The sequence below is a fragment of the Candidatus Latescibacterota bacterium genome, assembly GCA_020633725.1.
In the GTDB taxonomy this organism is placed as follows: domain Bacteria; phylum Krumholzibacteriota; class Krumholzibacteriia; order JACNKJ01; family JACNKJ01; genus VGXI01.
This window is the reverse complement of record JACKDC010000001.1, coordinates 931,001-957,963: the sequence shown is the minus strand read 5'-3', so window position 1 is coordinate 957,963 and position 26,963 is coordinate 931,001. Positions and strand designations below refer to the sequence as shown.

The 26,963-nt window shown below is 67.1% G+C and carries 15 protein-coding genes, 2 tRNA genes and 3 rRNA genes; 15 read left to right on the top strand and 5 right to left on the bottom strand.

The genetic code is table 11. From position 1 onward, the window contains the following. Positions 1 to 3: 3 nt before the first annotated feature. The 3 genes from H6693_04210 to H6693_04200 form a co-directional block, all read right to left on the bottom strand. The gene (locus H6693_04210) at positions 4 to 900 is read right to left on the bottom strand and encodes a phosphate/phosphite/phosphonate ABC transporter substrate-binding protein (GenBank protein ID MCB9515371.1); all 897 of its coding nucleotides are present in this window, start codon (positions 898 to 900) and stop codon (positions 4 to 6) included. 77 nt (positions 901 to 977) lie between these two features. Beyond that, positions 978 to 2,612 carry a GWxTD domain-containing protein gene (locus H6693_04205; protein MCB9515370.1) on the bottom strand — a complete coding sequence of 545 codons (1,635 nt, stop codon included), beginning with the start codon at positions 2,610 to 2,612 and terminating at the stop codon, positions 978 to 980. A gap of 13 nt (positions 2,613 to 2,625) precedes the next feature. Continuing rightward, complete coding sequence (locus H6693_04200) at positions 2,626 to 6,129, bottom strand: S8 family serine peptidase (GenBank protein ID MCB9515369.1); 3,504 nt, start codon at positions 6,127 to 6,129, stop codon at positions 2,626 to 2,628. A 233-nt stretch (positions 6,130 to 6,362) separates the two neighbouring features. On the opposite strand from H6693_04200, the gene H6693_04195 reads away from it, so the two are divergent. The 6 genes from H6693_04195 (at position 6,363) to H6693_04170 (ending at position 12,241) form a co-directional block, all read left to right on the top strand. After that, positions 6,363 to 7,169, top strand: a complete 807-nt coding sequence (locus H6693_04195; GenBank protein MCB9515368.1) for a hypothetical protein — start codon at positions 6,363 to 6,365, stop codon at positions 7,167 to 7,169. A 74-nt stretch (positions 7,170 to 7,243) separates the two neighbouring features. Further along, complete coding sequence (gene ychF / locus H6693_04190) at positions 7,244 to 8,305, top strand: redox-regulated ATPase YchF (GenBank protein MCB9515367.1); 1,062 nt, start codon at positions 7,244 to 7,246, stop codon at positions 8,303 to 8,305. Positions 8,306 to 8,317: 12 nt separating this feature from the next. Then, positions 8,318 to 9,280 carry an HD domain-containing protein gene (locus H6693_04185; GenBank protein ID MCB9515366.1) on the top strand — a complete coding sequence of 321 codons (963 nt, stop codon included), beginning with the start codon at positions 8,318 to 8,320 and terminating at the stop codon, positions 9,278 to 9,280. Beyond that, complete coding sequence (locus H6693_04180) at positions 9,277 to 10,476, top strand: phosphopentomutase (protein ID MCB9515365.1); 1,200 nt, start codon at positions 9,277 to 9,279, stop codon at positions 10,474 to 10,476. The genes H6693_04185 and H6693_04180 overlap by 4 nt, the downstream gene beginning before the upstream one ends. Next, on the top strand, positions 10,473 to 10,886 hold the full coding sequence (gene cdd / locus H6693_04175; GenBank protein ID MCB9515364.1) for a cytidine deaminase: 414 nt from the start codon (positions 10,473 to 10,475) through the stop codon (positions 10,884 to 10,886). The genes H6693_04180 and cdd overlap by 4 nt, the downstream gene beginning before the upstream one ends. Continuing rightward, a complete protein-coding gene (locus H6693_04170; protein ID MCB9515363.1) occupies positions 10,883 to 12,241 on the top strand; it encodes a thymidine phosphorylase in 1,359 nt (452 codons plus the stop codon). The genes cdd and H6693_04170 overlap by 4 nt, the downstream gene beginning before the upstream one ends. Here H6693_04170 and H6693_04165 read toward each other — a convergent pair. Next, a complete protein-coding gene (locus H6693_04165; protein ID MCB9515362.1) occupies positions 12,238 to 14,406 on the bottom strand; it encodes a PBP1A family penicillin-binding protein in 2,169 nt (722 codons plus the stop codon). The two genes, H6693_04170 and H6693_04165, sit on opposite strands and share 4 nt — an antisense overlap. 100 nt (positions 14,407 to 14,506) lie before the next feature. On the opposite strand from H6693_04165, the gene H6693_04160 reads away from it, so the two are divergent. The 6 genes from H6693_04160 to rrf all read left to right on the top strand — a co-directional run bounded on the left by H6693_04160 (position 14,507) and on the right by rrf (position 21,192). Next, complete coding sequence (locus H6693_04160) at positions 14,507 to 15,727, top strand: tyrosine--tRNA ligase (protein ID MCB9515361.1); 1,221 nt, start codon at positions 14,507 to 14,509, stop codon at positions 15,725 to 15,727. A 336-nt stretch (positions 15,728 to 16,063) separates the two neighbouring features. Next, a 16S ribosomal RNA gene (locus H6693_04155) occupies positions 16,064 to 17,623 on the top strand. A 135-nt stretch (positions 17,624 to 17,758) separates the two neighbouring features. Next, positions 17,759 to 17,832 (top strand) — tRNA-Ile (locus H6693_04150). Positions 17,833 to 17,843: 11 nt separating this feature from the next. Next, positions 17,844 to 17,916: transfer RNA gene (locus H6693_04145), tRNA-Ala, on the top strand. Between the two features lie 109 nt (positions 17,917 to 18,025). Then, positions 18,026 to 21,025 (top strand): 23S ribosomal RNA (locus tag H6693_04140). Positions 21,026 to 21,075: 50 nt separating this feature from the next. Further along, positions 21,076 to 21,192: ribosomal RNA gene (gene rrf / locus H6693_04135) — 5S ribosomal RNA — on the top strand. Together the 16S, 23S and 5S rRNA genes with 2 tRNA genes alongside form the textbook arrangement of a ribosomal RNA operon. Before the next feature lie 107 nt (positions 21,193 to 21,299). Here rrf and H6693_04130 read toward each other — a convergent pair. After that, positions 21,300 to 22,307, bottom strand: coding sequence for a GDP-mannose 4,6-dehydratase (locus H6693_04130; protein MCB9515360.1), 1,008 nt, complete (start codon positions 22,305 to 22,307; stop codon positions 21,300 to 21,302). Between the two features lie 431 nt (positions 22,308 to 22,738). Between H6693_04130 and H6693_04125 the strand changes: the two genes are divergently transcribed. The 3 genes from H6693_04125 to fusA all read left to right on the top strand — a co-directional run bounded on the left by H6693_04125 (position 22,739) and on the right by fusA (position 26,958). Continuing rightward, positions 22,739 to 23,947 (top strand): hypothetical protein, encoded by a 1,209-nt coding sequence (locus tag H6693_04125; GenBank protein MCB9515359.1) that lies wholly within the window; start codon positions 22,739 to 22,741, stop codon positions 23,945 to 23,947. Between the two features lie 19 nt (positions 23,948 to 23,966). After that, positions 23,967 to 24,728, top strand: coding sequence for a YIP1 family protein (locus H6693_04120; protein MCB9515358.1), 762 nt, complete (start codon positions 23,967 to 23,969; stop codon positions 24,726 to 24,728). Positions 24,729 to 24,897: 169 nt separating this feature from the next. Further along, positions 24,898 to 26,958 carry an elongation factor G gene (fusA, locus tag H6693_04115; GenBank protein ID MCB9515357.1) on the top strand — a complete coding sequence of 687 codons (2,061 nt, stop codon included), beginning with the start codon at positions 24,898 to 24,900 and terminating at the stop codon, positions 26,956 to 26,958. Positions 26,959 to 26,963 lie beyond the last annotated feature (5 nt).

The following is a 26,963-nucleotide window of genomic DNA, read 5'->3' as shown; positions in this document are numbered from 1 at the left end:
CCGCTAGCGGTTGCGCACGGCCGCGAAGGCCTCGCGCACGGGCTCGTAGTCCGCGTCCACGCCCTCCACCAGGCTGTCGATGCTGTAGAGGTCGCTGAGGATGGTGTGGCCGCTGTGGTCGTCGCCCATGGCGAGCAGCGCCGACTTCACCTTGGCCACCACGCCGGGGTGCTCGGTGAGCATGGGCGCCGTGACCGTGAAGGTGTCTCCGGGAATGGGGGGCGAGAAGAAGATGGGCTGAAGCTGCCGGGCCTCGGCGGCGCTGATGAACTCCTCGGCGGTCCAGGCGCCGGCCTTGCCCTGGGGGTCGTCGGCGAAGGTGGCGCCGGCGTCGACCTTGCCGGCGAGGATGTCGCGGATCACGGCGCTGTGCCCGCCGGCGTAGGTGATCTCCGCGAAGAAGTGGTCGGGGTCGATGCCCTCGCCCAGCAGCGCGCTCATGGGCACCACGTAGCCGGAGGTCGAGCCGAGGTGCGTGAAGGCGATGCGCTTGCCCTTGAGATCGCCCAGGGACCTGATGCCGCTGTCCCGCCGCACCAGGATCACGCTCCAGTAGTAGGGCTGACCGCCGCGCACGCACTTCAGGAGGATCTGCGCGTCCGCCACCTGCGAGGCGGTGACGTAGCCCAGCGGCGACAGGAAGGCGAAGTCCACCTTGCCCTCGGCGATGGAGCGGATGAGCTGGCTGTAGCTCTCGGCGATCACCGGCGTGGCGCGCAGCCCCGTGCGCTCCTCGAGGAAGGCGGCGAAGGCGTTGGACTTGATGCGGATGATGCCCGGGCTGTCGCCGCCGTTGAAGCCGATGCGCAGCGGCTGGTCGGCGTCGCCGGGGGTGGCGATCGCGACCGCGGGCAGGAGCAGGAGAACGAGCAGGGCGAGAACGACGGCGCGGCGGGCCATGGCGACCTCCCCGGATGGCGATGGCGGCTGGATGAGGTTCAGGCTGCCACAGGCCCGCGCCGCTGTCAACGCGCGGACTACTGCAGCGCGCTGGGCGGCAGCACGCTGAACTGGCCGCGCCCGCGCGCGCTGGCGCCGCTGACCCGGTCGAGCACCTCCACCTCCAGCACGTAGCTGTCCTCGGCGAACTCGGCGGCGGGAATGCTGAGCGGATGGCGGGCCATCTCGCCGCCGTGGCGGTCGGCGAAGGTGCTGCCCGCCTCGGCGTCGTCCGCCTCCTGCCGCGTCCAGAGCCAGGAGCTCTTGACCACGGGGTTCTTCGGCCGGATGCGGTAGGTGACGGTGTAGTCGTTCAGTCCGTCGGCGTCGGTGGCGAGGCCATAGACCTCGAAGTAGAGCTGGATGTTCCGGTCGGTGGCGTAGGCGTGGAGGGGATGGGGCGTCACGATCCATTCGCCGTGCGCGAAGCGGGCGGGCGCCTCGCCGCGCTGGAGGCCGCTGGCGAAGGCGACGTCGCTGATCAGGAGGCTGTCCGGCGGGAAGCCCGGCACGCTCACGCGCGTGTCGAAAACCTGCAGCCGGTGCGTGCGTTCGTCCTCCAGCCGCAGCGCCAGGCGATAGTCGCCGGGCCGCAGCTGCACCGCCGCCAGGCCCGGCAGGAGCAGGGGGCGGCGCGTGTCCTCCAGGGACTGCGCGTAGACGGGCTGGCGGTCCTCCACGCTCGCGGCGACGCGCTCGTCGGCGTCGTAGAAGACGGCCCGCCGCAGCAGCGCGGCCGCGAAGTCCTGGCGTCCCTCGTCGTAGGCGAAGCCGAGATCGTTGAGCCGCACCTCGTGGGTCAGCTCGACGCGGCTGCGTCCATCGGCGCCGCGAAAGCAGTCCACCGCGAAGACCGCCCAGAGCGGCTCGGCCTTGAAATCGTGCACGTAGGTGTCCGTGCGATCCCGCCGGTTCTCCAGGTACGCCGCCTCCATCTTGCGGAACTTGCTGCCCATGAGGTCGGCGAGCAGCTTCTGGTTCTTGATCTCGAGCATGTTGACGATCTCGCCCTCGGCGAGCTGCCGCATCAGGTCCTGGTAGGCCAGGGGATCGCTCTGGCGTAGGTCGGTGAGGAGCTGCGCGTCCTCGGCCTGGCTGTCCTGCATCACGGCGCGCTCGAGGCGGTAGGAGACGTCCGGGCGGGAGGACGGCGTCTCGTCCCAGGCCTGTTCCCACTCGCCGTCGAGGTTCCAGTCGGCGTAGGTGGCGCGCATGGGCGGGTGCAGCCAGATCCAGATGAGCCGCGCCGGGTGGTGGCCGGTCTCGTCGAACCACTCGTCGATCTCGCTGGTCTCGTCGGGCGGGCCGAAGAGGACGTAGTCCTTGCCGCGCTGGTCGAGTCCAATGGCGTTGTCCGCCGGATACAGCGCGCGGGCGGTCTCCAGGCGCTTGAGATGCTCCTCGCGCCGCTCGTTGACCGGCGTGGTCGGCGTGGGGTCCTTGTCGAGCCAGAAGCGGCGGACCCAGTCGTCCAGCGCGGCGGCGTCGGGCTGGGCGAGGAGGCGGGACTCCTCGCCCCGGCTCAGGATGGGCGCCAGGTCCTGCCAGACGTAGCGCTTCCACGCCGGCAGGGTCGCGGGGTCCACGGCGTCGGCCCCCCGGACCGCGGCGGCGATCGAGAGCACGGCGAACGTCGCCAGCAGCCAGCGGCCTGCGCGCAGGGTCGGACTCATCGGCGCGTGGACCTCACTTGAGAAGGGTCAGCTTGAGGCGGTCCGACCACGGGCCCGCCGTCACGCGCAGGTTATAGACGCCCGCGGCCAGCGAGTGCCCGTGTCCGTCTCGGCCGTCCCAGGTCCAGGAGTGCTCGCCCGCGTCCAGGCGCCCGAGGAACTCCTCGCGCAGCCGCCGGCCCGAGGCGTCGATGATCTCCACCCGCACCGGCGCGTCCGCCGGCAGGGCGAAGTCCACGCGCGTGCTGGGGTTGAACGGGTTCGGGAAGGCGCCGGCGAGCGCGAAGCGGACGGGCAGCGCGTCGTCGACGGGCGTGTCGTTCTGCCCGATGCCGCTGGCGACGCCGCTGTAGCCGCTGCCGTAGGCGCCCATGTCGTAGGCGCTGACGCGGTAGTAGAACGTGGTCTCGCCGTCGGGCACGTCGTCGCGCCAGGTGGATGCGGCCGGGTCCACGAGGGCCACCCGGTTGGCCGCCGACGGCGCGAAGCTCGCGCTGTCGCCGCGGTAGACGGCGTAGCCCAGCAGATCGGCCTCGAGGTTGTCGTCCCAGTCCAGCTCCACGAACCAGGCGCGCGGGCCGCCCGCGACCACGGTGAGACCCGTGGGCGACGCGGGGCGCAGCACCGCGGCGGCGGGTCCGCCGTAGGCGCCGATGTCGCTGCGGCCGCCGTCCACGTCGAGGAGGGCCGGATCGCCGCTGTCGAGGGCGGGCGAGTCGTAGTGGAGATGCAGGTCGCCGGCCGGCCGGTCGGCGTAGAGCGGGTCGGCGTGGGTGTCGCCCTCGCTGCTCGCGAAGCCGAGGTAGTCGCCGCTGCCGCCGTTGCCGAAGAAGTTGTTGTAGGCGGCCGTGGGCAGCGAGGCGCCGCTGGCGAAGATCGGCGGGCCGCCGCCCAGGTTGGTGAACTGGCTGTTGCGGATGGCCACGGGGGCGTTGTTGCAGGCGATCGCGCAGCCGGCGAAGGTGTTGGCCACCCCGTCCACGCTGCAGTTGACGAAGCTGCCGCTCGCGCCCGCCGCGTAGAAGGCCGCGCCCTGGATCGCGACCTCGTCGCCGCGGAAGCGGCAGTTGTGGACGTCGAGCACGGCGCCGGCCAGCGCGTGGATGGCGCCGCCGAAGTTGGTGGTCGCCGGGTCGCCGTTGCCGCTGAAGTCGCAGTCGCCGAGCGTGAGCGGTCCGCTCGCGCGCAGGCCGCCGCCGGCGAGGGCGCTGTTGTCGGCGAAGCCGCAGCCGTCGCAGACCACGCTGCCGACGGCCTCGATGGCCCCGCCGCCAGGCCCCGCCAGATTGCCGGTGAAGCTGGAGGCCGCGAGGTCCACCGCGCTCGTCGCGTCCACGTAGAGCGCGCCGCCGCTGTCGTCGGCCGTGTTGGCGCTGAAGGTCGCCTCGCCCAGCAGGGTGCTGCCGGCGAGGTGCGCGGCGCCGCCCCGGCGGTCGATGGCGATCTCGTGGGTGGCGCTGTTGCCCTCGAAGCTGCAGCCCTCGAGGGTCACGGTGGCGTTGTAGAGGCCGAGGCCGCCGCCGCGGAGCGCGGCGTTGCCCTCGAAGCGGCACTGGCTCAGGGTGACCGCCGTGTTCGCCACGAAGGCGCCGCCGCCGCCGGAGACGGTCTCGTCGCTCAGGTTGGCGCCGGCGAAGGTGAGGTGGCTGAGCGTCGGCGCGCCCGCCTTCACCAGGAGATTGCCGCCGTAGCGGCCGAGGTCGGGGTAGTAGCCGGAGGCGCCGCCGCCGTTCTCGAGGCGGAAGCCGTCCACGACGCAGGCCGCGCCGAAGGCCGCCTGGTCCAGCACGAGCAGGGGCTGGATGCCGTTGCCCTGCAGGGTGCTGGGCGCGCCGGCGGGATCGCGCGTCTCGTAGTCCTCGCTCCAGCCGCCGAGGAGCGCGAGCTCCTTGTCGGGACTCACGATGCCGACCGTCGCGACCACCGATCCGCGCACCGCGATCGTGTCGCCCGCGAGCGCGAAGTCGATGGCCTCGGGCAACGTGGCGAACTCCTCGGGGAAGGCGAAGAAGCTCCCGCCGCCCAGGGCCTGGAAGCCGTTGATGCGGCCGGCGCCGAGCAGGCCGCCGTAGCCCGGGTTCAGCGCGTCGATGTCGTCGCAGGTCTCGGTGAGGCGCGCGAACACCGCGGCCGCGTTGGCGCTGCTGCGCTGGCCGGCGAAGAGCGTCCAGTAGATCTGGGCCATGAGGCCCGCGGTGATGGGGCTCGAGAACGAGGTGCCCTGGGTGGAGACGTAGCCGTCGATCGCCGTGGTCATGATGGCGACGCCCGGCGCGCAGACGTCCACCCAGGTGCCGTAGTTCGAGAAGCTCGCCTTGCCGTCGGCGATGTCGGTGGCGGCCACGTCGACGCACTGGCCCGTGCCGCCGAGGAAGTCCGCCACGCTGGAGTTGTCGTTGCCGGCCGAGACGGCCATCAGCACGCCGGCGCTCTGGCAGGCGTTGACGGCGCTCTGCAGGCCCGGCGTGTAGCTCGAGCCGTAGCTGAGGTTGATCACCTGCACGCCCTTGACGCGGGCGTAGTTGAACGCGCTGGCCATGTAGGTGGAGTAGGAGACGGCGGTCATGCCGCCTTCGCCGTCCTCCACCGCGAAGCCGATGCGCACGGGCAGCACGCGGATCGACCAGCCGATGGACGCGATGCCGACGCCGTTGTTCGCGATCGCGCTCACGCAGCCCGCGCAGCTGGTGCCGTGGCCCTGGAAGTCGTTGGGGTCGTTGTCCTCCCCCGCGTAGTCCTCGCCGGCGTAGGGGCCGGAGCCCACGTTGACGAAGTCCCAGCCGCGCCAGTCGTCCGCGTAGCCGTTGCCGTCGTCGTCCACCCCGGGGATGCCGTTCAGCTCGCTGTAGTCGGTGCTCAGGTTGCCGTCGAGGTAGCCGGGCCCCGTGCCCGCGAGGTCGGGATGGTCGAGGTCGACGCCCGTGTCGCAGACGGCCACGACCACGCTGCTGTCGCCGAGGCTGTGGCCCCAGGCGCCCTTGGCCCGCAGGGTGCCGACGCCGCCGTTGGTGATCAGGTAGTACTGGGCGCCGAAGTTGGGATCGTTGGGCGTGACGATGTCCACCGGGCTGCGCGTCACCGCGCAGCGGAGCACCGGCCAGGCGCTCGCCACCTGGGGCAGGGCCATCAGCGCGTCGCAGAGCGCCCGGATGTCCGCGGCCGGATCGAGCCGCGCGGTGAAGAAGCGGTCGCGGAAGTCGCCGAAGCCGGCCGGCGGCGCCTGCTGGAAGAAGAGGCCGTCGAGCGCGGTCAGGCCGTGCTGGGCGAGCAGGGCGTCGACCGCGGCGGCGCCGGTGCGCCGCTCGGCGGTCACCCGCGATGGGTTCGGCGGTGCGGCCACGAGCTGCAGTTCGAGCAGGCCCGGCACCACGCGGCCGGGCGCGGCGGCGAAGACCTCGTCCAGCGCGGCGCGCGTGGCCTCCGGCCCGAGGGGGGTGAGGGCCGAGCCCGGCCCGGCGATCCCGAGGAGGCCGATCAGGACGAGTAGAGCGGCGGCACTGCGCGTGTTTCGAGACATGGGGACGCTCCTGCGCTGGACGTGATGGACCGGCGGCCCGCCGGGGCCGACACGGCCAAGATAACCCAGGCGCGCGATCGGCTCAAAGCGGAGAACGCGGCGCGAAGACGCCGATCCTCCATGATTTCGGTCCTTTAGGCGTTGACTCGCCCAGGGGCCGGTGATATCTTTCGCCGGCTTCTCCAAACTGCCCCTCATCACAGAGACCGAGAGTTTTGGAAGGGAGTTCGTCCATGAAGATGACGACCGACCCGGGCCGCCGCGCCGTCCGCATGCTGGCGCTGGCACTCGTCCCCGTGACGATGTCCCTGGCGGGTTGCAGCAAGAAAAAGATCGAGAATCCCTACGAGCCGGCCACGGTGACGCAGGCCGTGAGCGGGGAGAGCACGAACAAGCTCTTCAAGTTCGAGCTCGCCTCGCCGAAGATCCTCGCGATCCAGGGCAAGCTCGCCCTGCTGGCCGACGGGGATCGCCTGGAGTTCCTGGTCGCGGACGACCTCTCGCTGCTGTCCAGCGTCGACCCCGGCTACAAGCTGGGTGTCCGCCGTGAGTGGGGCACGAATCCCGACGTCTACCTGGTGCTCGAGCACGTCATCGACGGGGCGGACACGTCCTTCGTCACCGCCGACGAGGCGCCGGTCTTTCCCAGCTACCAGAACTTCGCCTCCTTCGACCGCAGCGCCTACATCGATCTGGGCGCCGAGATCGGCCGCATGAGCGACGCCGACCAGCGCTCCATGCTGCGCGCCTACGGCAAGCAGGGCGAGAAGATCTGGCTGACCGGCACCCTCGGCCACGAGGACGTCAGCGGCATCGGCACCTACTATCTCGAGACGCCCCTCGGCCGCTTCAAGATGGAGGGCGTGACGGGCTTCGGCGAGCTGTTCCTGAAGTCGGCGCTCGCCACCGGCGGGCAGATCGGCGTGGGCGGCCCCATGGGCGAGGTCTACCGCCGCAGCCAGGCGGAGGAGACCGGCTTCGTCGGGCCGATCACCGTGGAGATCTTCCGCTTCCAGAACTACATGATCACCAACGCCTAGCGTTGGACGCCTTCGAGCCCCGGTCGCAGGACCGGGGCTTTTCCGTACCCGCTCGATAGTCCACGGAGGCGACGATGAAGATCGGACTCATCGGCCTGCCGCGGGCCGGTCGCACCACCGTCTTCAATCTGCTGACGGGCCGCGGCGAAGCCACCGGCGGCTATGGCGGCCGTGAGGCGCACCTCGCCACCATCAAGGTGCCCGACCCCCGCATCGACCGTCTCTCGGCGATCTTCGCTCCCAAGAAGACCACCTACGCGGAGATCGAGTTCCTCGACCTGCCCGCCTTCGAGGTGGGACGCGGGGGCATCCCCTCCGAGCGGCTCGGCGAGATGCGCAACGTGGACCTGCTCGTCCACGTGCTGCGCGGCTTCGCCGGCGACGACCTCGAGGACGGGGAGGGCGCCGACCCGCTGCGAGACGCGCGGGCGCTGGAGCAGGAGCTGATCCTCACGGACCTGCTGCTCGTGGAGCGCCGCCTGGAAAAGGTCAGGGTGGACCTGGCCAAGGGGCGCAAGGAACTGGCCGGCGAGCTGGCGGTGATGGAGCGGCTCGAGGCCGCGCTGAACGAGGAGACGCCGCTGCGCCTGGTCAGCCTGGACGAGCACGAGGAGGGCCTGCTGCGGGGCTACCAGTTCCTCAGCCGGCCGCCGATGGTCCTGCTGGCCAACACCGACGCCGCGCCGGACGCGAAGACCCTGGCGGGCCTGGACGCGCTGGCCACGGCCGGCGGCCTGGCCGCACTGGCCCTGGACGCGCAGAGCGAGTGGGAGATCACCCAGCTCGCCGCCGAGGACCGCGAGGCCTTCCTGGCGGATCTCGGCGTCACCGAGCCCGGACGTGACCGCTTCATCCGCACCTGCTACGATCTGCTGGAGCTGGCGTCCTTCTTCACGGTGGGCGAGGACGAGGTGCGCGCCTGGACCATCGCGCGCGGTCTGGCGGCGGTCCGCGCCGCGGGCAAGATCCACAGCGATCTCGAGCGCGGCTTCATCCGCGCGGAGGTCATCGCCTACGAGCGCTTCCTCGAGGTCGGCACCCTGGCCGAGGCGCGCAAGCAGGGCGCCCTGCGACTGGAGGGGAAGGAGTACCCGGTGGCCGACGGGGACATCCTCAACATTCGCTTCAACGTCTAGATCGGAGCCGACATGCGACGAGAACCGGTGAGCAGCCTGCGCGCGGGGCAGCAGGTCGACAGCATCTACATCCTGAAGCGCAAGCTGCTCAAGAAGAACCCCGACGGCAGCCGCTTCGTGCTCTTCCAGTTCAGCGACAACAGCGGCAACCTGGGCGGCATCCTCTGGGAGGGCGCCCAGGAGGTCTACGGCCGGGTGGAACAAGGCCGCTTCGTGCGCGTGATCGGCGAGCTGCAGGACTACCGCGACATGCTGCAGGTGCGCGTCCGCCACGTGGAGACGGTGGACGGCTCGCACTTCGACCTGGCGGAGTTCCTGCCCGTGACGCCCATGGACCGCGAGGCGCTGAAGGACGAGTGGCGCGACCGCCTCGGCGACATCGGGGATCCGCAGCTGCGGGCGCTGCTCACGGCGATGTTCGAGGACCCCGAGCTGCACTGGCGCTTCTGCGCCGCGCCGGCCGGCAAGACCTGGCACCATCCCTACGTGGGCGGGCTGCTGGAGCACGCGGTGAAGCTGAGCCGCATCGTGATGGCGGTCAGCGCGCTCTACGAGGAGCTCGACCGCGACCTGCTCCTCGCCGCCTGCTACCTGCACGACCTGGGCAAGGTGCGCGAGATGGAGTACGAGAAGGCCATCGACTACAGCTCCGAGGGCAGGCTGGTGGGGCACGTGGTGCAGGGCGTGGAGATCCTCGACGAGTTCCTGCCGCGGCACTCCGAGCTGAGCAGGGAGACGGTCTACCGTCTGAAGCACCTCATCGTGAGCCACCAGGGCACCCACGAGTTCGGCAGCCCCAAGCTGCCGAAGACGATCGAGGCGATCGTCTTCCACCACATCGACAACCTGGACGCGCAGATCGACGGCTACGCCCGCGTGCTGCGCGAGGGGCGCGAGACCATGGGCGACAGCAACTGGACGGGCGTCAACAAGCTCCTGGGCCGCAACCTCTACATGGGGGGGCACGAGGAGTGACGCCCCGCGTCTTTCTGATCATCCTCGACGGCCTCGGCGTGGGCGATCTGCCCGACAGCCGGGAGTTCGGCGACCACGGCCGCAACACGCTCGCCAACCTGGCCGAGGCGGTGGGCGGCGTGTCGCTGCCCACCCTCGAGGGCCTGGGGCTGGGGCGCGTGCAGCCCTTCGCGGGCATGGATGCCGCGCGCCCCGTGCGCGGCGCCTACGGCCGCATGGCCGAGAAGTCCCGCGGCAAGGACAGCACCACCGGCCACTGGGAGCTGATGGGGCTGGTCCTCGAGCAGCCCTTCCCGCTCTTTCCCGACGGCTTCCCCGCCGACTTCCTCGCCGCCCTCGGCGAGCGCACGGGCTTCGGCTTCCTCGGCAACGAGGCGGCGTCGGGCACCGAGATCATCGAGCGCCTGGGCGACGAGCACGTGGCCAGCGGCAAGCTGATCGTCTACACCTCGGCCGACTCGGTCTTCCAGGTGGCCGCGCACGAGGACGTGCTGCCCCTGGACGGCCTCTACGCCTTCTGCAAGGAGGCCAGGGCGATGCTGCAGGGCGAGCTCGGCGTGAGCCGCGTGATCGCGCGCCCCTTCGCCGGCCTCTCCGGCAGCTACCGCCGGACCTCCGGCCGCCGCGACTTCTCCCTGCCGCCCCCGGGCGAGACCCTGCTCGACCGCCTCCGCGCCGCGGAGTTGCCGGTGGCGGGCATCGGCAAGGTGAAGGACCTCTTCGCCGGCCGCGGCTTCAGCCTCCATCTGCCCAGCAAGAGCAACGCGGAGGGCATGGAGCGGCTGGCCGAGGTGCAGGCGGAGTCCTCAGGCCCAGGGCTGGTGATGCTCAACCTCGTGGACTTCGACATGCTCTGGGGCCACCGCCGTGACCCCGAGGGCTACGCGGAGGGCCTGCTGGCCTTTGACCGTGCTCTCGCGGAGTTCCTCGGCTCCCTGCGGCCGGCCGACTACGTCGTCATCACGGCGGACCACGGCAACGATCCCACGGGACCGGGCAGCGACCACACGCGCGAATACGTGCCGCTGCTGGTGGCGCACCGCGGTCTCGAACGCGCGGTGGACCTGGGGCGGCGGCCCGGCTTCGGCGATCTGGCCGAGACGCTGGCGGAGGCCTACGGCCTCGCGCCCTTCGGCGTGGGGGAGTCCTTCTGGCCGCGCCTGCAGGCGACCGATGACGCGGGAGGCGAAGCGTGAGCACGGTGGACGAACGCGCGCTCGCCGAGGCGGCCCTGGCCGCCCGCGAGGGCGCGCACGCGCCCTACTCGGGCTTTCGCGTGGGGGCGGCGCTGGCCTGTGCGGACGGCGAGATCGTCAGCGGGGCCAACCTGGAGAACGCCTCGCTGGGGCTCTCGGTCTGCGCCGAGCGCAACGCCGTGGCGCGCGCGGTCTTCACCGGGCGGCGCGAGTGGCGCGCCCTGGCCATCGCGACGGACGCGCCGGACTTCGTGCCCCCCTGCGGCGCATGCCTGCAGGTGCTCCGCGAGTTCGCCAGCGATCTGCCGCTGCTGCTCGTGAACGCGGACGGCGACGTCCAGCGCCGCCGCCTTGGCGAGTTCCTGCCGCATCCCTTCCTCGACTTCCCCCGCCCCGGACGCGACGCGTGAACCTGCTGCCGCTCATCGTGGCCAAGCGGCGTGGCGAGGCGCTGTCCGCGGCGGCCATCGACGCCTTCGTGGCCGCCGTCAGCGACGGCAGCGCCCCCGACTACCAGATCAGCGCGCTGCTCATGGCCATCGTCTTCCAGGGGATGACCGAGGCGGAGACCACCGCCCTGACCCGTGCCATGGCCGCCTCGGGCGAGCAGCACGACTGGTCGACGCTACCGCGTCCCACGGTGGACAAGCACAGCACGGGCGGCGTGGGCGACAAGCTCTCCCTCGTCCTCGCGCCGCTGGTGGCGTGCCTGGGCGCGGCGGTGCCCATGCTCAGCGGCCGCGGCCTGGGCTTCACCGGCGGCACCCTGGACAAGCTGGAGTCGGTGCCGGGGCTCGCGACCCGCCTCGACACGGCGCGCTTTCGGCGCCTGGTGGAGACGCTTGGCTGCGCCTTCATCGGCCAGAGCGAGGGCATCGCGCCGGCGGATCGGCGGCTCTATGCCCTGCGGGACGTCACCGGCACGGTGGAGTCGCTGCCGCTGATCGTGAGCTCGATCCTGAGCAAGAAGATCGCGGCCGGGCCGTCGGCGCTGGTGATCGATCTCAAGGTCGGGCGCGGCGCGTTCATGCCGGACCTGGAGGCGGCGCGGGCGCTGGGTGCGGCGTTGCGGCACACCGCCGGCGCCTTCGGACGGCGCTGCGAGGTGGTCTACACCCGCATGGACGCGCCTCTCGGCCGCGCGGTGGGCAATCGGCCCGAGCTGCTGGAGGCGATCCAGCTGCTGCGCGGGCAGGGCCCGGCGACGCTCCGCGAACTGGTGCTGGCGCTGGCGGTGCCCATGCTCCGGCTGGCGCGCGGCGGCGACCCGAACGCGCTGGCGGCCGAGTGCGACGCCGCGCTGGACGACGGCCGCGCGCTCGCGCGCTTCGCCGAGGTGCTGGCGGCGCAGGGCGGGCGCATGGACGTCACGCGGGACGACGCGGGGCTGCCCGCGCCCGCGGCGACCGAAACCCTGCGGGCGGCCGCGGACGGCGTGCTGCCCGCGCCGGACGCGCGCGCCGTCGGCGAGCTCTGCGTGGCGCTGGGCGCGGGCCGCGCGCGCGCGGAGGATGCGGTGGACCCGGCGGCCGGCATCGTCTTCCTGGAGGACTGGGGCGCCTCCGTGCGGGCGGGGCAGGCCATCGCGCGGGTGGAGGCGAGCGACGCGTCGCGCGCGGCCCGCTGCGCCGAGGCGCTGGCACCGCTGCTCACGCCGGATCCCGTGGCCGCGCCTGCGCCGGCGCCGCTGCTGGGGGTGGAGGACGAGCGGGGGTTCCGCGCGCTCGGGCGGCTGTCCGAGCTGCTGGGGGGCATGGGCCGCTAGGGGGCGGGCAGGTCCTCTTCCTGACTGCGCAGATCGAGTTCCCTGAAGTCCAGGCCCGCGCCCATGAGCGCCGACTCGCCCGGCGAGTGCCGGTCGCAGAGACGGCTGGGCTCCTGCCCCTCGATGAACACCTCCTGCACCGTGTTCGGGCAGTAGCGCGTGGGCAGCAGCCCCGACTCGGTGCACACCGCCACCTTCACGATGCCCTCCGGCGCTTCGAAGGGCAGCGAGGGCAGATCCTCGTGCAGGCGCTTCATGACCTCGGTCCAGATGGGCAGCGCCGCGTGCGAGCCCTCCATCCAGCGGCCCATGGACTTCTTCTCGTCGAAGCCCACCCAGACGCCGCAGGCGTACTGCTTCGTGAAGCCCAGGAACCAGGCGTCGAAGTTGTAGTCGGTGGTGCCCGTCTTGCCCGCGGCGGGGTGGCGGAAGCCGAGACTGCGCGCGCGGATGCCCGTCCCCTGGCTGATGACGGTCTCGAGCATGCTGGTGATCAGGTAGTCGCTGCGCGGATCGATGACCTCGTGCCGCTCCGGCTGGTGCTCCTCGAGCACCTGGCCCCAGCGGTCCACCACGCGGCGCACGGCGAAGGGCTCGCTGCGGACGCCGCCGGCGGCCACCGTCGCGTAGGCGCCGGTGAGCTCGAGCAGGTTCACCTCCACCGAACCCAGGGCCAGCGAGATCACCGGCGGCAGGGGGCTGTCGATGCCGAGGCGGCGGGCGTAGTCGATGACGGTCACCGTGCCGAGGCGGTCCACGAGCTTCACCGCGGGGATGTTGATCGACTTGTTCAGCGCCTCGCGCAGCGTGATTTCGCCGAGGAACTTGCCGGAGTGGTTCTTGGGCTTGTAGGGCTTGGACTGGCCGGGGATGTCGATGGACACCGGCGTGTCCATGATCTTGTCGCTGGGCGCGAAGCCGTTCTCCAGCGCCGCCAGGTAGACGAAGAGCTTGAAGGCGCTGCCGGGCTGCCGCGGCGCCTGCGTGGCGCGGTTGAACTCGCTCTGCGTGAAGTCGCGTCCGCCGACCATGGCGCGGATCGCGCCGGTCTCCGGCTCGAGCACGAGCACGCTGGACTGCAGGTACTGCTCGGCGGCGGGCACGACCTCGCCCGAGTCGATGCGCGCGGAGACGTTGGCGTAGGTGTGCTCGTAGCGCATGCGCTCCTCGAGGTAGCGCACGTACTTCTCCATCTCCTCCTCGGCGACGCGCTGCGCGCGGGGGTCGATGGTGGTCTCCACGGTGAGGCCGTCGCGATAGAGGCGGTCGGAGCCGTAGCGGTCTTCGAGATACTGGCGGACGTACTCGAGGTAGTAGCTGCCGCTGCGCCGCTCGGGCTTGTGCTCCTCGACCTCCAGCGGCAGCGCCTGCAGCGAGTCCAGCGCGGCGGGGTCCACGCAGCCGTTGTCGGCCATCATGGCCAGGGCGAGGTTGCGGCGCTGCGTGGCGCGCTCGGGGAAGCGGAGGGGATTGTAGGCCCAGGGGTTCTTGGGCATGCCGGCGACGAGCGCGCACTGGACGAGATCGAGCTCGGAGGTGGGCTTGTCGAAGAGGGTCCTCGAGATCGCCTCGACGCCGTAGGCGCCGGCGCCGAAGTAGACCTGGTTGAGGTACATCGTCAGGATCTCGTCCTTCGAGTAGGCGCGCTCGATCTTGAGCGTGAGGATCATCTCCTTGAGCTTGCGCTCGATCCGCTGATCCTTGGTCAGGAAGAGATCCCTCGCCAGCTGCTGGGTCAGCGTGCTGGCGCCTTGCAGCGGCGCGCTGCGGCTGCGCAGCCGGATCTTGATGTCGGTGAGCAGCACCTTCGGCCAGCGCAGGATGTCCAGGCCCCAGTGCTCGTAGAAGCGGCGGTCCTCCACCGACAGCACGGCGTTGATCAGGTCGCGCGGCATCTCGTCCAGCGGAATCGCCACACGGTTCTCGATGCCGTAGGAGCCGTAGACGTCCCCGTTCAAGTCCAGCACCTGGGTCTTCAGGCTCTGGGTGATCATCTGGAGTCGGGTGGTGGAGGGCAGGTCGCGGGAGAGCCAGGCGACCCCGGCGATGAGGACGCCCAGGCCGAAGCACAGGGCGGCGACTCCCCAGCGCAGGATGAGGCGCCAGCGCCAGCGCCGCAGGGAGTCGAGAAGACGGGCCGGCGAAAGAGTGGAGCGTGTCGTCATCGGCAGCAGACCTTAGGTGACCTGAAATCCCTTGTCAACGGCGAGTCCCGTGAGTAGCGTACGGCCATTCCATCACTTGCGCGAGAGCGGAGGCCTGGCCATGCTGCCCGTAAAGCAACAACTGGACATCATCCAGCGCGGCGCCGAGGAGATCCTCCCCCTGGAGGAACTGCAGCGGAAGCTGGAACGCGCAGTGGCGCAGAATCGTCCCCTGATCGTCAAGCAAGGATTCGACCCGACGGCGCCCGACCTCCATCTGGGGCACGCGGTGGGGCTGCGCAAGCTGCGTCAGTTCCAGGATCTGGGGCATCGCGTGGTCTTTCTGATCGGCGACTTCACCGGCCTCATCGGCGATCCCTCCGGGCGCTCCGAGACGCGGAAGGCGATGACCCGCGAGGACGTCATCGCCAACGCGGAAACCTACCGCCGCCAGGTGGGCAAGATCCTCGACATGGACCGTCTCGAGGTCCGGTTCAACAGCGAGTGGTGCGCGCCGCTGACTTTCGAGGACGTCCTGCGGCTCGCGAGCCAGTACACCGTGGCGCGCATGCTGGAGCGGGACGACTTCGCGAAGCGCTACGCCGACGGACGTCCCATCAGCATCATGGAGTTTCTCTATCCGCTCGTGCAGGGCTACGACTCCGTGATGCTGGAGGCGGACATCGAAGTGGGCGGCACGGACCAGAAGTTCAACCTGCTCGTCGGGCGGCAGTTCCAGCAGGCGCACGGGCAGGAGCCGCAGGTGATCCTCACGCTGCCGCTGCTCGAGGGCATCAGCGGCGACGGCGAGAAGATGAGCAAGAGTCTCGGCAACACCATCGGCATCATGGAGCCCGCCGGAGAGATCTTCGGCAAGACGATGTCGATCCCCGACGCGCTGCTGCCGGTCTACTTCCGGCTGGCCAGCGCGCTGCCGGCCGCGGAGGTCGAGGAGGATCTGCGCGCGTTGGAGGCGGGGGGCGTGAATCCCGTGCTGCTCAAGCGGAAACTGGGGCGGCATCTCGCGGACCTCTATGCCGGCGAGGGGCAGGGCGCGGAGGCGGAGGCGGCCTTCGACCGCATCTTCGTCCAGAAGGACCTGCCCGAGGACATGCCCGAGGGGCGCTATCCGGCGGGGGAGGAGCTCTGGATCGTCCGGCTGTTGCAGGAAGGTGGGCTCGTCAAGAGCGCCAGTGACGCCAGGAGGATGCTGGGGCAGGGCGCGGTGAGCGTGGACGGCCTGAAAGTGGAGGATCCGGACTTCAACCTGCGGCTCGAGCCGGGGGGCGAGGCCGTGATCAAGGTCGGGAAACGACGTTTTTTCAAGGTGTTGGCGAGCTAGCTCGCGGGGCGTCTTTTCGCGATCTTTTTCGCTTGGCCCTGTTGACATTCACGAAACCCAGGGGTATATTCACGACCGCTTTGCCCCTAAGCCCAAGGGTGAAAGGGGAGTGGGAAAGTTGAGCCTTCTTCGGAATGCCATTGACTTTGCCCACGGGAGGGAGTAGGGTCCCTCTCCTGTCCCTGAGGGGACGGCCGCTCTTTGAAAACCGAATAGCGCACAGTCCGTTCAATTCCGGATCGTAGCCTTGCGTCCCATAGTCGGGACGCCAAGGTAGAAAATCCGGAGCGCGGCCCTTCCCTCGTGGAGGTGGTCGTGCTTCAGACTCTTTCTACAACGGAGAGTTTGATCCTGGCTCAGAACGAACGTTGGCGGCGTGGATTAGGCATGCAAGTCGAACGAGAAAGCACCCTTCGGGGTGTGAGTAGAGTGGCGAACGGGTGAGTAACGCGTGGGGAACCTGCCCTTGAGTGGGGGATAACGTTTCTAACGAGACGCTAATACCGCATAACACAGGCACCGGGCATCCGGAGCCTGTCAAAGGTGGCCTCTGTTTCAAGCTGTCGCTTGAGGATGGCCCCGCGTCCGATTAGCTAGATGGTGGGGTAACGGCCTACCATGGCGACGATCGGTAGCCGGCCTGAGAGGGTGTCCGGCCACACTGGGACTGAGATACGGCCCAGACTCCTACGGGAGGCAGCAGTCGAGAGGCTTCCGCAATGGGGGAAACCCTGACGGAGCGACGCCGCGTGGGTGAGGAAGGTCTTCGGATCGTAAAACCCTGTCAGGAGGGACGAAAACCGGATTGGCTAATACCCTTTCCGCTTGACGGTACCTCCAGAGGAAGCTCCGGCTAACTCCGTGCCAGCAGCCGCGGTAACACGGAGGGAGCAAACGTTGTTCGGAATTACTGGGCGTAAAGGGCGTGTAGGCGGTTCCGTAAGTCGGGGGTGAAATCCAGTGGCTCAACCATTGGCCTGCCTTCGAAACTGCGGAACTTGAGGCCGTGAGAGGAAAGCGGAATTCCTGGTGTATCGGTGAAATGAGTTGATATCAGGAGGAACACCGGTGGCGAAGGCGGCTTTCTGGCGCGGTTCTGACGCTGAGGCGCGAAAGCATGGGGAGCAAACGGGATTAGATACCCCGGTAGTCCATGCCGTAAACGATGAGAACTAGGTGTCGGGGGTATCGACCCCCTCGGTGCCGCAGCTAACGCATTAAGTTCTCCGCCTGGGGAGTACGGTCGCAAGGCTGAAACTCAAAGGAATTGACGGGGGCCCGCACAAGCGGTGGAGCATGTGGTTTAATTCGATGCAACGCGAAGAACCTTACCTGGGCTTGACATATACTTGACTGCCGTGGAAACACGGTTTCCTAGCAATAGGTGGGTATACAGGTGCTGCATGGCTGTCGTCAGCTCGTGTCGTGAGATGTTGGGTTAAGTCCCGCAACGAGCGCAACCCTTATCCTTAGTTGCCATCGGGTAAAGCCGGGCACTCTAGGGAGACTGCCTGTGTTAAGCAGGAGGAAGGCGGGGATGATGTCAAGTCATCATGGCCCTTACGCCCAGGGCTACACACGTGCTACAATGGCCGGTACAATGGGTTGCAATGCCGCGAGGTGGAGCTAATCCCTAAAACCGGTCTCAGTTCGGATTGGAGTCTGCAACTCGACTTCATGAAGTCGGAATCGCTAGTAATCGCGTATCAGCACGACGCGGTGAATACGTTCCCGGGCCTTGTACACACCGCCCGTCAAGCCACGAAAGTCGGGGGTACCCGAAGTCGTTGACCCAACCCGCAAGGGAGGGATGCGCCGAAGGTAAAACTGATGATTGGGGCTAAGTCGTAACAAGGTAGCCGTACCGGAAGGTGCGGCTGGATCACCTCCTTTCTATGGAGAAACTCTCTCTTCGACGGCTTGCCGCCGAGAGAGGGTGATCAACGGTCGATGCGATCTGGAAGGTCTGTGCGCTATTCAGTTTCCATAGGGCGACCCGTCCGTGAGCAGGGTCAGGCGTATGGCTCCAACGGGCCTATAGCTCAGTTGGTTAGAGCGCACGCCTGATAAGCGTGAGGTCGGTAGTTCAAATCTACCTAGGCCCACCCCTGAATACGGGGACATAGCTCAACTGGTAGAGCACCGGCTTTGCAAGCCGGGGGTTGCCGGTTCGAGTCCGGTTGTCTCCAATCTCACGGCGCAGGGAATTCGTTCCCAGGCGCCCCTGCCGTTCCGGCAGATAGCTCTTTGACAATCGCATATCGGGTAAGCGCAAACCGGTATCTTCAAGAGTTTCTTGAAGCTACTAAGAGTCCATGGTGGATGCCTTGGCGCTAGACGGCGATGAAGGACGTGGTAAGCTGCGATAAGCCCCGGGGAGTTGCAAACAAATGTCGATCCGGGGATTTCCGAATGGGGCAACCCGGCGGGTTAATCACCCGTCAACCCTTGGCTGAATACATAGGCCTTGGGTGGCGAACGCAGGGAACTGAAACATCTTAGTACCTGCAGGAAAGAAAAGTAAAAACGACTCCCTCAGTAGCGGCGAGCGAACGGGGAATAGCCCAAACCAGTCGATGTGCTACAGCCAGCACGCTATGCATCGATGGGGTTGTGGGATCTGGCAGGTTCCAGTGCTGACGGAACCAGGGAGTTACAAAGTCTCATGTTAGCGGAATCCTTTGGAAAGAGGGACCGCAGAAGGTGATAGTCCTGTACGCGAAAACGTGAGGCCTCCCGCTAGACACCCAAGTACCACGGGACACGAGAAATCCCGTGGGAATCTGCGAGGACCATCTCGTAAGGCTAAGTACGTGCTAGCGACCGATAGTGAACCAGTACCGTGAGGGAAAGGTGAAAAGTACCCCTGGCGGGGAGTGAAATAGTACCTGAAACCGTGGACTTACAAGCAGTGGGAGCGGTCTTCGGACCGTGACCGCGTGCCTTTTGCATAATGAACCGGCGAGTTACTGGTGTGTGGCAAGGTTAAGTGCAAATACACGGAGCCGTAGCGAAAGCGAGTCTTAATAGGGCGATTCAGTCGCACGCCGTAGACCCGAAGCTGGGTGATCTACCCATGGCCAGGAGGAAGCGGCCGTAACAGGTCGTGGAAGTCCGAACCAGAGAAGGTTGAAAACTTCCTGGATGAGCTGTGGGTAGGGGTGAAAGGCCAATCAAACCCAGAAATAGCTGGTTCTCCCCGAAATAGCTTTAGGGCTAGCCTCGAGTATATGTGCCGGAGGTAGAGCACTGAAAGAGCTAGGGGCCTCACAAGGTTACCGAACTCTATCAAACTCCGAATGCCGGACACAGTTAGCTCGGGAGTCAGCGTGCGTGGGATAAGCCGCGTGCGCGAGAGGGAAACAACCCGGACCAACAGCTAAGGTCCCCAAATCTGTGCTAAGTGACTAAGGATGTGGGTTTACACAGACAACTAGGATGTTGGCTTAGAAGCAGCCATCATTTAAAGAAAGCGTAATAGCTCACTAGTCAAGTAGGCCTGCGCCGACGATGATCGGGACTCAAGCACAGTACCGAAGCTTTGGGATCGTCATTGACGATCGGTAGGGGAGCATTCCGTAAGGGGCTGAAGGTGAACCCGTGAGGGACACTGGACCTATCGGAAGAGATCATGCCGGTATGAGTACGCGAAAAAGAGGGTGAGAAACCCTCTCCCCGAAAACCTAAGGTTTCCTGAGGAAGGCTAATCCGCTCAGGGTAAGTCGGATCCTAAGCTGAGGCCGAAAGGCGTAGGCGATGGCAATCAGGTCAATATTCCTGAACCGCCTCAATGGAGTTTGAGCGATGGGGTGACGCAGGGGTGAAAGGTCAGCCGGCCGATGGATGTGCCGGTCCAAGCCAGTAGGTGGGTCTTCCAGGCAAATCCGGAAGATCAACACCGAGAGGTGATGGGGAAACGAGCCTTCGGGCGAGCCAACTGATCCTAATCGTACTGCCAAGAAAAACCTCTAAGCGATTCATTGGGGTGTCCGTACCGCAAACCGACACAGGTAGGTGAGGAGAGAATCCTAAGGGGCTCGAGAGAACTCTTGTTAAGGAACTCTGCAAGTTGACCCCGTAACTTCGGAAGAAGGGGTGCCCCCAGGTAGGTGATCCACTTCGCGTGGTGAGCTGACGGGGGCCGCAGTGACCAGGCTCTGGCGACTGTTTACTAAAAACACAGGTCTCTGCTAAGTCGAAAAGACGACGTATAGGGACTGACACCTGCCCGGTGCCGGAAGGTTAAGAGGAGTCGTTAGCAATTTCGGTTGCGAAGCGGCGAATTGAAGCCCCGGTAAACGGCGGCCGTAACTATAACGGTCCTAAGGTAGCGAAATTCCTTGTCGGGTAAGTTCCGACCTGCACGAATGGTGTAACGACCGGAGCACTGTCTCAACAAGGGACTCGGCGAAATTGAAGTAGCGGTGAAGATGCCGCTTACCCACAGCTGGACGGAAAGACCCCGTGGACCTTTACTGCAGCTTGACATTGGGTTTTGGCAATGCATGTGTAGGATAGGTGGGAGGCTACGAAGCGGAGACGCCAGTCTTCGTGGAGCCAACCTTGAAATACCACCCTTGTGTTGTTGGGATTCTAACCTGGAGCCGTTATCCGGTTCGGGAACAGTGTCTGGTGGGCAGTTTGACTGGGGCGGTCGCCTCCTAAAATGTAACGGAGGCTCCCAAAGGTTCTCTCAGCGCGGTCGGCAATCGCGCGTCGAGCGTAAAGGTATAAGAGAGCTTAACTGCGAGACTGACAAGTCGAGCAGATGGGAAACCAGGGCTTAGTGATCTGGCGGTTCCGCATGGAAGGGCCGTCACTCAAAGGATAAAAGGTACCCCGGGGATAACAGGCTTATAACCCCCAAGAGTTCACATCGACGGGGTTGTTTGGCACCTCGATGTCGGCTCGTCTCATCCTGGGGCTGGAGAAGGTCCCAAGGGTTTGGCTGTTCGCCAATTAAAGAGGCACGCGAGCTGGGTTTAGAACGTCGTGAGACAGTTCGGTCCCTATCCGCTGTGGGCGCAGGAGATTTGCGAGAAGCTGTCCCTAGTACGAGAGGACCGGGATGGACGAACCTCTAGTGCACCTGTTGTCACGCCAGTGGCATGGCAGGGTAGCTATGTTCGGAAGGGATAACCGCTGAAAGCATCTAAGTGGGAAGCCCCTCTCAAGATAAGATCTCCCTGGGACTTCGGTCCCCTGAAGACTCCTTGAAGAACACAAGGTCGATAGGCCGGAGGTGTAAGTGTGGCAACACATTCAGCCGACCGGTACTAATAAGTCGTGAGGCTTCATGTTCTTTTGAAAATACCGTGCGCTTACCCGGTACTGCGATTGTCACGTTTTTCGGTGGCGATAGCGCAGGGGAAACACCCGATCCCTTTTCGAACTCGGTAGTTAAGCCCTGCTGCGCCGATGGTACTGCGGGGGCCACCCCGTGGGAGAGTAGGTCGCCGCCGGTTTTCATTCAGCCCCGCTCTGCGGGGCTTTTTCTTTGGGCACAAGTGGACGCGAAAAGCCCCGCCGATCGGCGGGGCTCAGCATTGGGAACTGTGCTGCGGAGAGCCCGTCAGGAGATGAGGGCCTGGCTTCCCGCGGCGCCCTGGGCTCGGCTCATGTCACGCGCCATGTGGTCGATCACGGTCCGCAGGATGCTGTCCAGCGCCATGGTCGGCCGATAGCCGATCACCCCGTTGATCTTCCTGAGCGACGGCAGCCGGTGCATCATGTCCTCGTAGTTGGCGCTGTAGGCCTTCTCGTAGGGGATGTACTCGATGCGCGACTTGCTGCCGGTCATGAGCTTGACCTTCTGGGCCAGCTGCTCGATGGTCACGCGCTCGTCGTTGCCGACGTTGAACACCTCGCCTTCGGCCGCGTCCGATTCGCTCAGGTCCACCAGCGCCTTCACCACGTCGCCGACGTAGGTGAAGCTGCGCGTCTGCTTGCCGTTTCCGTAGACGGTGATCGGCTCGCCGTGCAGCGCCTGGCGAATGAAACGCGGGATGACCATCCCGTAGCGCCCCGTCTGCCGCGGTCCGACCGTGTTGAAGAGGCGCGTGATCACGACGGGCACGCGCAGCTCCTGCCGGTAGGCGAGCGCCATGAACTCGTCGAGCGCCTTGGAGTAGGCGTAGCTCCAGCGGCCGATGGTGGTGGGGCCGTAGCAGCAGTCGTCGTCCTCGGTGAAGGGCAGCTTGTTGTTCTTGCCGTAGACTTCGCTCGTGGAGGTGATCAGCACCTTCTTGCCGTGCCTGCTGGCCAGCTTGAGCAGGGTCTCGGTGCCCTGGATGTTCGTCTCCATGGTGGAGACCGGCTTCTCGATGATGAGCTTCACGCCCACCGCCGCCGCCAGGTGGAAGACCATGTCGGCCTCCTGGACGAGCCGTTCCATCACGAAGGGATTGAGGATGCTGTCGACGGTGAGTCCGAAACGCGGGTGGTCCGAAAGATGCGCGATGTTTTCGAGCCGGCCGGTGGACAGGTTGTCGATTACGTGGACCTGATGCCCTTGGTCGAGCAGGTATTCACAGAGGTGCGAGCCGATGAAACCGGCGCCACCCGTGACCAGGTACCTCACCTACGCCTCCATTTCACGATGCGGCATCCGCCTTGGCGGCCTCGATCCGACTCGACGCGTCGGGGCGGAAACCTGCCCGTGCCGGGCGACCCGCCAAACAAGACGGGCAAAAGTCCCATAGCCCGTAATGAGCGTCAAGTTGAAAGTTGGAAGCCAAAGGAGGGCTTGCCCACCTCCAGGCAGATACTGCCGCACTGAAGTCTCACGCTCCCCGACGGGGCGTGTCCCGTTGCAACGACATTGGATGCAAAGCAAGGGCTTTGCCAAGACCAGAGCCGGGGTTCTCCTGCGAAGCCCCTGGAATCAGGAGCTTTCAGCGTGAGCAGTGGGTCGCACGTGCCTCCGGGGCAATGGTGTTGACACTCGTAGGTGGGCAATGTAACGTGCGCTCGTCTCAGGAGCTTCCTAAACTTATCGGGCCGACGGAGCCAATGCAAGAGACTTTCTCCATCGGCGTCCTGCTGGGCGACCTCGTCCGCCGCCGGCGCTTGATTCTCCTGGGCACCCTGGCCGTGGCCGTCCTGGCCGTTCTCGTGTCGCTCTTCGGACTTCAACGCAAGTACGTGTCGTCGGCCAGCCTGTTGCCGGAAGAGCAGCAGTCGTCCTCGCCGCTCAGCGCCATCCTCGGGCAGGCTGGGCTGCCCTTCGGCCTGTCGGGACTGTTCGGGGGCGGCGGGTCGGCGGAAGTGCACCGCGAGATCCTCGTCAGCTACAGCCTCTGCAAGCAGACGGTGGAGGCGCTCGACCTCTACGTCCCCTACGCGTTGACGGAGCTGCGCGCCGAGCGCCCCGAGGCGGCGGAGCAGGCGGCCGTCGCGAGGCTGCAGTCGGATGTCGGCGTGGTGATCGACGACCGCAGCGGCGTGCTGCGGCTCTTCGTCGCCGCGCCCGGGGCCGAGCTGGCCAGGGACATCGCCGCGCAGCTCATCGAACGGCTCGACCGCTTCAACCAGAGCCAGGTGCAGGAGGCCGGCCGGCGCAAGGCGCAGTTCCTCGACGAGCGGCTGACCGCGGCCAACGGAGACCGCAAGGCCGCGGAGGACGCCATGATGGACTTCTCCGCGCGCGAGGGCGTGGTGCACCTGCCCTCCGAACTCGAAGCGGAACTCGCGCTGGTGGGGGAGCTCACTCGCCAGCTCGTCTTCAAGGAGCTCGAACGCGCCTCGCTGGCCCAGGACACCGCGCCCGACGCGCCGTCCCGCCGGCGCCTCGAGTCGGAGATCGCCGTCCTGCGGCAGCAGCTCGACGCGCTCCAGCACGGCGGCGCCGAGGAGGGGACGCTGCAGCTGAAGCCCCTGAGCGAGCTGCCCGCGCTCACCCTGCGCTACTACGAGCTCAAGCGCGAGCTGAGCATCCAGCAGGAGATCTCGAACCTGCTGGTGCAGCAGCTCGAGCAGGCGCGGATCCAGGCTGCCAACACCGTTCCCACCCTGCGCGTCCTCGACCCGCCGCGGGTGCCCACGGTGCCGGCCTGGCCGCGGAAGAAGCTCGTCGTCGGGGGGGCGACCCTGCTCGGCGGCCTGTTCTTCTGCCTGCTCGCGCTGATGCTCGAGTTCCGTGAGCGCGTGCGGCGCAACGACGGCGGTCGCTGGGCGAGCTGGCAGTGGCTGCCGGGGCTCGCCCGTCGATCAGGATCCTGAACGTCCCGAGGAGGCCCGCATGTCCAGCGTCGCCAGTGAGTTGCCCGAGACTCCCCCACGCCCCGGCCTTGGCGCGGCGTTCTCCGCGCCGCTGAGGATCTTCGTTTCTCCCGGCAAGGTGGCGCGCGAGATCAAGAGCGGGCTGCCCTGGTGGCCCGGCCTGCTGTTGATGATCCTCGTGGGGCTCTGCCTCGCGGGGTTGCTGCTTCCGCTCCAGCAGCAGCTCATGGCCGCGGACATCAGCGGCGGGGTCGGCAACACGCGTGGCCTGGAGCTGGGCGAAGGCGGCGAGTTGCCGGCGGCCGCCCGCTACGGCCTGCTCGGCGGGGCCATCGGCGGACCCCTCCTGGGTGTGCCGCTGATGCTCCTGTTCGTGGCCTTCTTCTACTGGCTGGCGCTGACCATCACCTTTGGTGGCGCGCCTTTCGGACGGCTGTTCACGCTGACGGTCTACACGGGCTTCGTCGGTCTCGCCTACCAGCTGCTGAATGCGCTCTACCTGCGCTTCGGCGGGGTCGAGCTCACCTCGATGAAGGATCTGCAGAGCGAGGCCCTGATGCTCAGTCTGGGCGCGCTGACTTCCGGCGAGGGCTTCCTGCACAACTTCCTGGCCCAGCTCGGCGTGTTCCAGGTCTGGGAGCTCGTGGTCTTCGTGGTCGGCGCCGCGCTGCTCATGGGCCGGGCTCGGCGGAGCGTGGCCGTGCCGGTGGTCGTGGTGTTCCTGATGGGCATCGCCCTGGCGGCCTTCCTGGCCACGCTCGGCTCGCGCTTCGGCGGCTGAGCCAAAGCCGTCGCCGCGGCCGAAAACCCGCCAGGTCCCACAGGCGCCGTGTTGACAGCGCGCGGCGCCCGTGATAGCTTGCCTAGGTTGTTTTCTTGCAACCGGTTGAATCCTATCATTCAGACTTTCCCCACCTCGGTGGGCACTCCTTCTGCAGGAGGGCGGATCGGTGAAGAGCTACAGTCCCGAGGAAATCAGGAACATCGCCCTCGTTGGGCACCAGAGCAGCGGCAAGACCACCCTGGGCCAGGCCATTCTCTACGTGACGGGTTCGCTCAATCGTCTCGAGCGCGTGGACGACGGCAACAGCTGCCTCGACTACGAAGAAGAGGAGATCGAGCGGAAGATGTCCCTGAATGCCGCGGTGGGCTACGGTGAGTGGAAGAAGCAGAAGGTGAACTTCGTGGACACGCCGGGCTTCGACGACTTCACGGGCGAGCAGCTGGCCGCGCTGGCGGTCACCGAGGGGGCGGTCGTCGTGGTGAAGGCCGACGGCGGCGTCGAGGTGGGCACCGAGAAAGTCTGGGAGCAGCTCGGCGAGCGCGCCTTCCCGCGCGTGATCTTCATCAACCGCATGGACAAGGAGCACGCGGACTACAGCGGCACGCTGTCCCAGATCCGCGACGTGCTGCCCGGCGCCAGCGCCGTGCCCTTCCAGCTGCCGCTGGGCCAGGGCGACAGCTTCCGCGGCTTCGTCGATCTCATCCACCTCAAGGCCTACGAGTTCGACGCGGAGGGCAACCCCAAGGCGGTGGACATCCCCGCCGACGTGCAGGACGAGGTCGAGACGCTGCGCGCGACGCTCGTGGAGGGCGCCGCGGAGACCGACGAGCAGCTCATGGAGAAGTACTTCGCCGAGGGCAGCCTCACCGACGCCGAGCTGGTGCGGGGGCTGTCCACGGGCGTGCGCGCCGGCACGGTGGCGCCCGTCCTCGTGGGCGACGCGCACAGCGGTCGGGGCGTCCGGCTGCTTCTCGACGAGGTGCTGGAGTTCCTGCCCTCGCCGGCCCAGCGCCCGCTGAAGATCGAGGGCGGCACGCTGAAGGCCGACCCCGCGGGCAAGCCCCTGGCGCTCGTCTTCAAGAACCAGTCCGAGATGAACCTGGGCGACCTCTACTTCCTGCGCGTCTTCGCGGGCACGCTGGAGGGCGGCAAGGACCTGCAGAACCTGAACAGCGACGGCACCGAGCGCCTCGGGCAGCTCTACGTCGCCATGGGCAAGAACCGCGGCGAGGTGCCCAGCCTGGGCGCGGGCGACATCGGCATGACGATGAAGCTCAAGCACACCAAGGTGGGCGAGAACCTCGGGCAGAAGGGCGGCAAGCCCGTGGTGAGCATTCCCTTTCCCAAGCCCAGCATCGAACTCGCCATCGAGGCGCCGAACAAGGCCGACGACGAGAAGGTCGGCACCGGTCTCTCGCGCCTCAGCCGCGAGGATCCCACCTTCAGCGTCCACTTCGACGGCGAGATCAAGCAGAACATCCTCGCCGTGCAGGGCGACACGCACCTGGACGTGATCCTCAGCCGCCTCAAGCGCAAGTTCAAGGTGGAGGTGGAGACCGAGCGCCCGCGCATCGCCTACAAGGAAACCATCAAGAAGCTCGTGGACGCGCACTACCGCCACAAGAAGCAGACGGGCGGGCGCGGCCAGTTCGGCGAGGTCTTCATCAAGTTCGAGCCGCTGACGCGCGGCGAGGGCTTCGAGTTCGTGGACGCGATCACGGGCGGCGTGATCCCCGGCAAGTTCATCCCCGCCGTGGAGAAGGGCGTGCGCGAGGCCATGGTCAACGGCGCCGTGTCGGGCTACCCGGTCGTCGACGTCAAGGCCACGCTGCACTTCGGCAGCTTCCACAACGTGGACTCGGACGAGCACTCGTTCAAGCTGGCCGGCGGCATGGCGCTCAAGGAGGGCATCCGCGAGGCGGGGGCCGTCCTGCTCGAGCCCATCTACGGCCTCGAGATCAAGGTGCCCGACGAGAACCTCGGCGACATCATGGGCGACATCTCCGGCCGCCGCGGCAAGATCTCCGGCACCGAGCAGAAAGGGCGCTACCAGGTGGTCAAGGCCACGGCCCCGCTCTCGGAGCTCTACAAGTACGGGACGCAGCTCCGCTCGATCACGGGCGGTCGCGCGAGCTTCACCATGGAGTTTGACCACTACGAGGAACTGCCCCACGACCTGGCCCAGAAGGTGATCGACGAGGCCCAGGCGGCGCGGGCGGAGTCCTAGGCCCC

What these genes read in the sequence shown, in the direction of transcription:
- H6693_04120 (MCB9515358.1), top strand. Translation starts at nt 23,967, where the DNA reads ATGTCCAGCGTCGCCAGTGAGTTGCCCGAGACTCCCCCACGCCCCGGC.
- H6693_04125 (MCB9515359.1), top strand. Translation starts at nt 22,739, where the DNA reads ATGCAAGAGACTTTCTCCATCGGCGTCCTGCTGGGCGACCTCGTCCGC.
- H6693_04205 (MCB9515370.1), bottom strand. Translation starts at nt 2,612, where the DNA reads ATGAGTCCGACCCTGCGCGCAGGCCGCTGGCTGCTGGCGACGTTCGCC.
- H6693_04165 (MCB9515362.1), bottom strand. Translation starts at nt 14,406, where the DNA reads ATGACGACACGCTCCACTCTTTCGCCGGCCCGTCTTCTCGACTCCCTG.
- H6693_04200 (MCB9515369.1), bottom strand. Translation starts at nt 6,129, where the DNA reads ATGTCTCGAAACACGCGCAGTGCCGCCGCTCTACTCGTCCTGATCGGC.
- H6693_04160 (MCB9515361.1), top strand. Translation starts at nt 14,507, where the DNA reads ATGCTGCCCGTAAAGCAACAACTGGACATCATCCAGCGCGGCGCCGAG.
- H6693_04210 (MCB9515371.1), bottom strand. Translation starts at nt 900, where the DNA reads ATGGCCCGCCGCGCCGTCGTTCTCGCCCTGCTCGTTCTCCTGCTCCTG.
- H6693_04195 (MCB9515368.1), top strand. Translation starts at nt 6,363, where the DNA reads ATGAAGATGACGACCGACCCGGGCCGCCGCGCCGTCCGCATGCTGGCG.
- H6693_04185 (MCB9515366.1), top strand. Translation starts at nt 8,318, where the DNA reads ATGCGACGAGAACCGGTGAGCAGCCTGCGCGCGGGGCAGCAGGTCGAC.
- ychF (MCB9515367.1), top strand. Translation starts at nt 7,244, where the DNA reads ATGAAGATCGGACTCATCGGCCTGCCGCGGGCCGGTCGCACCACCGTC.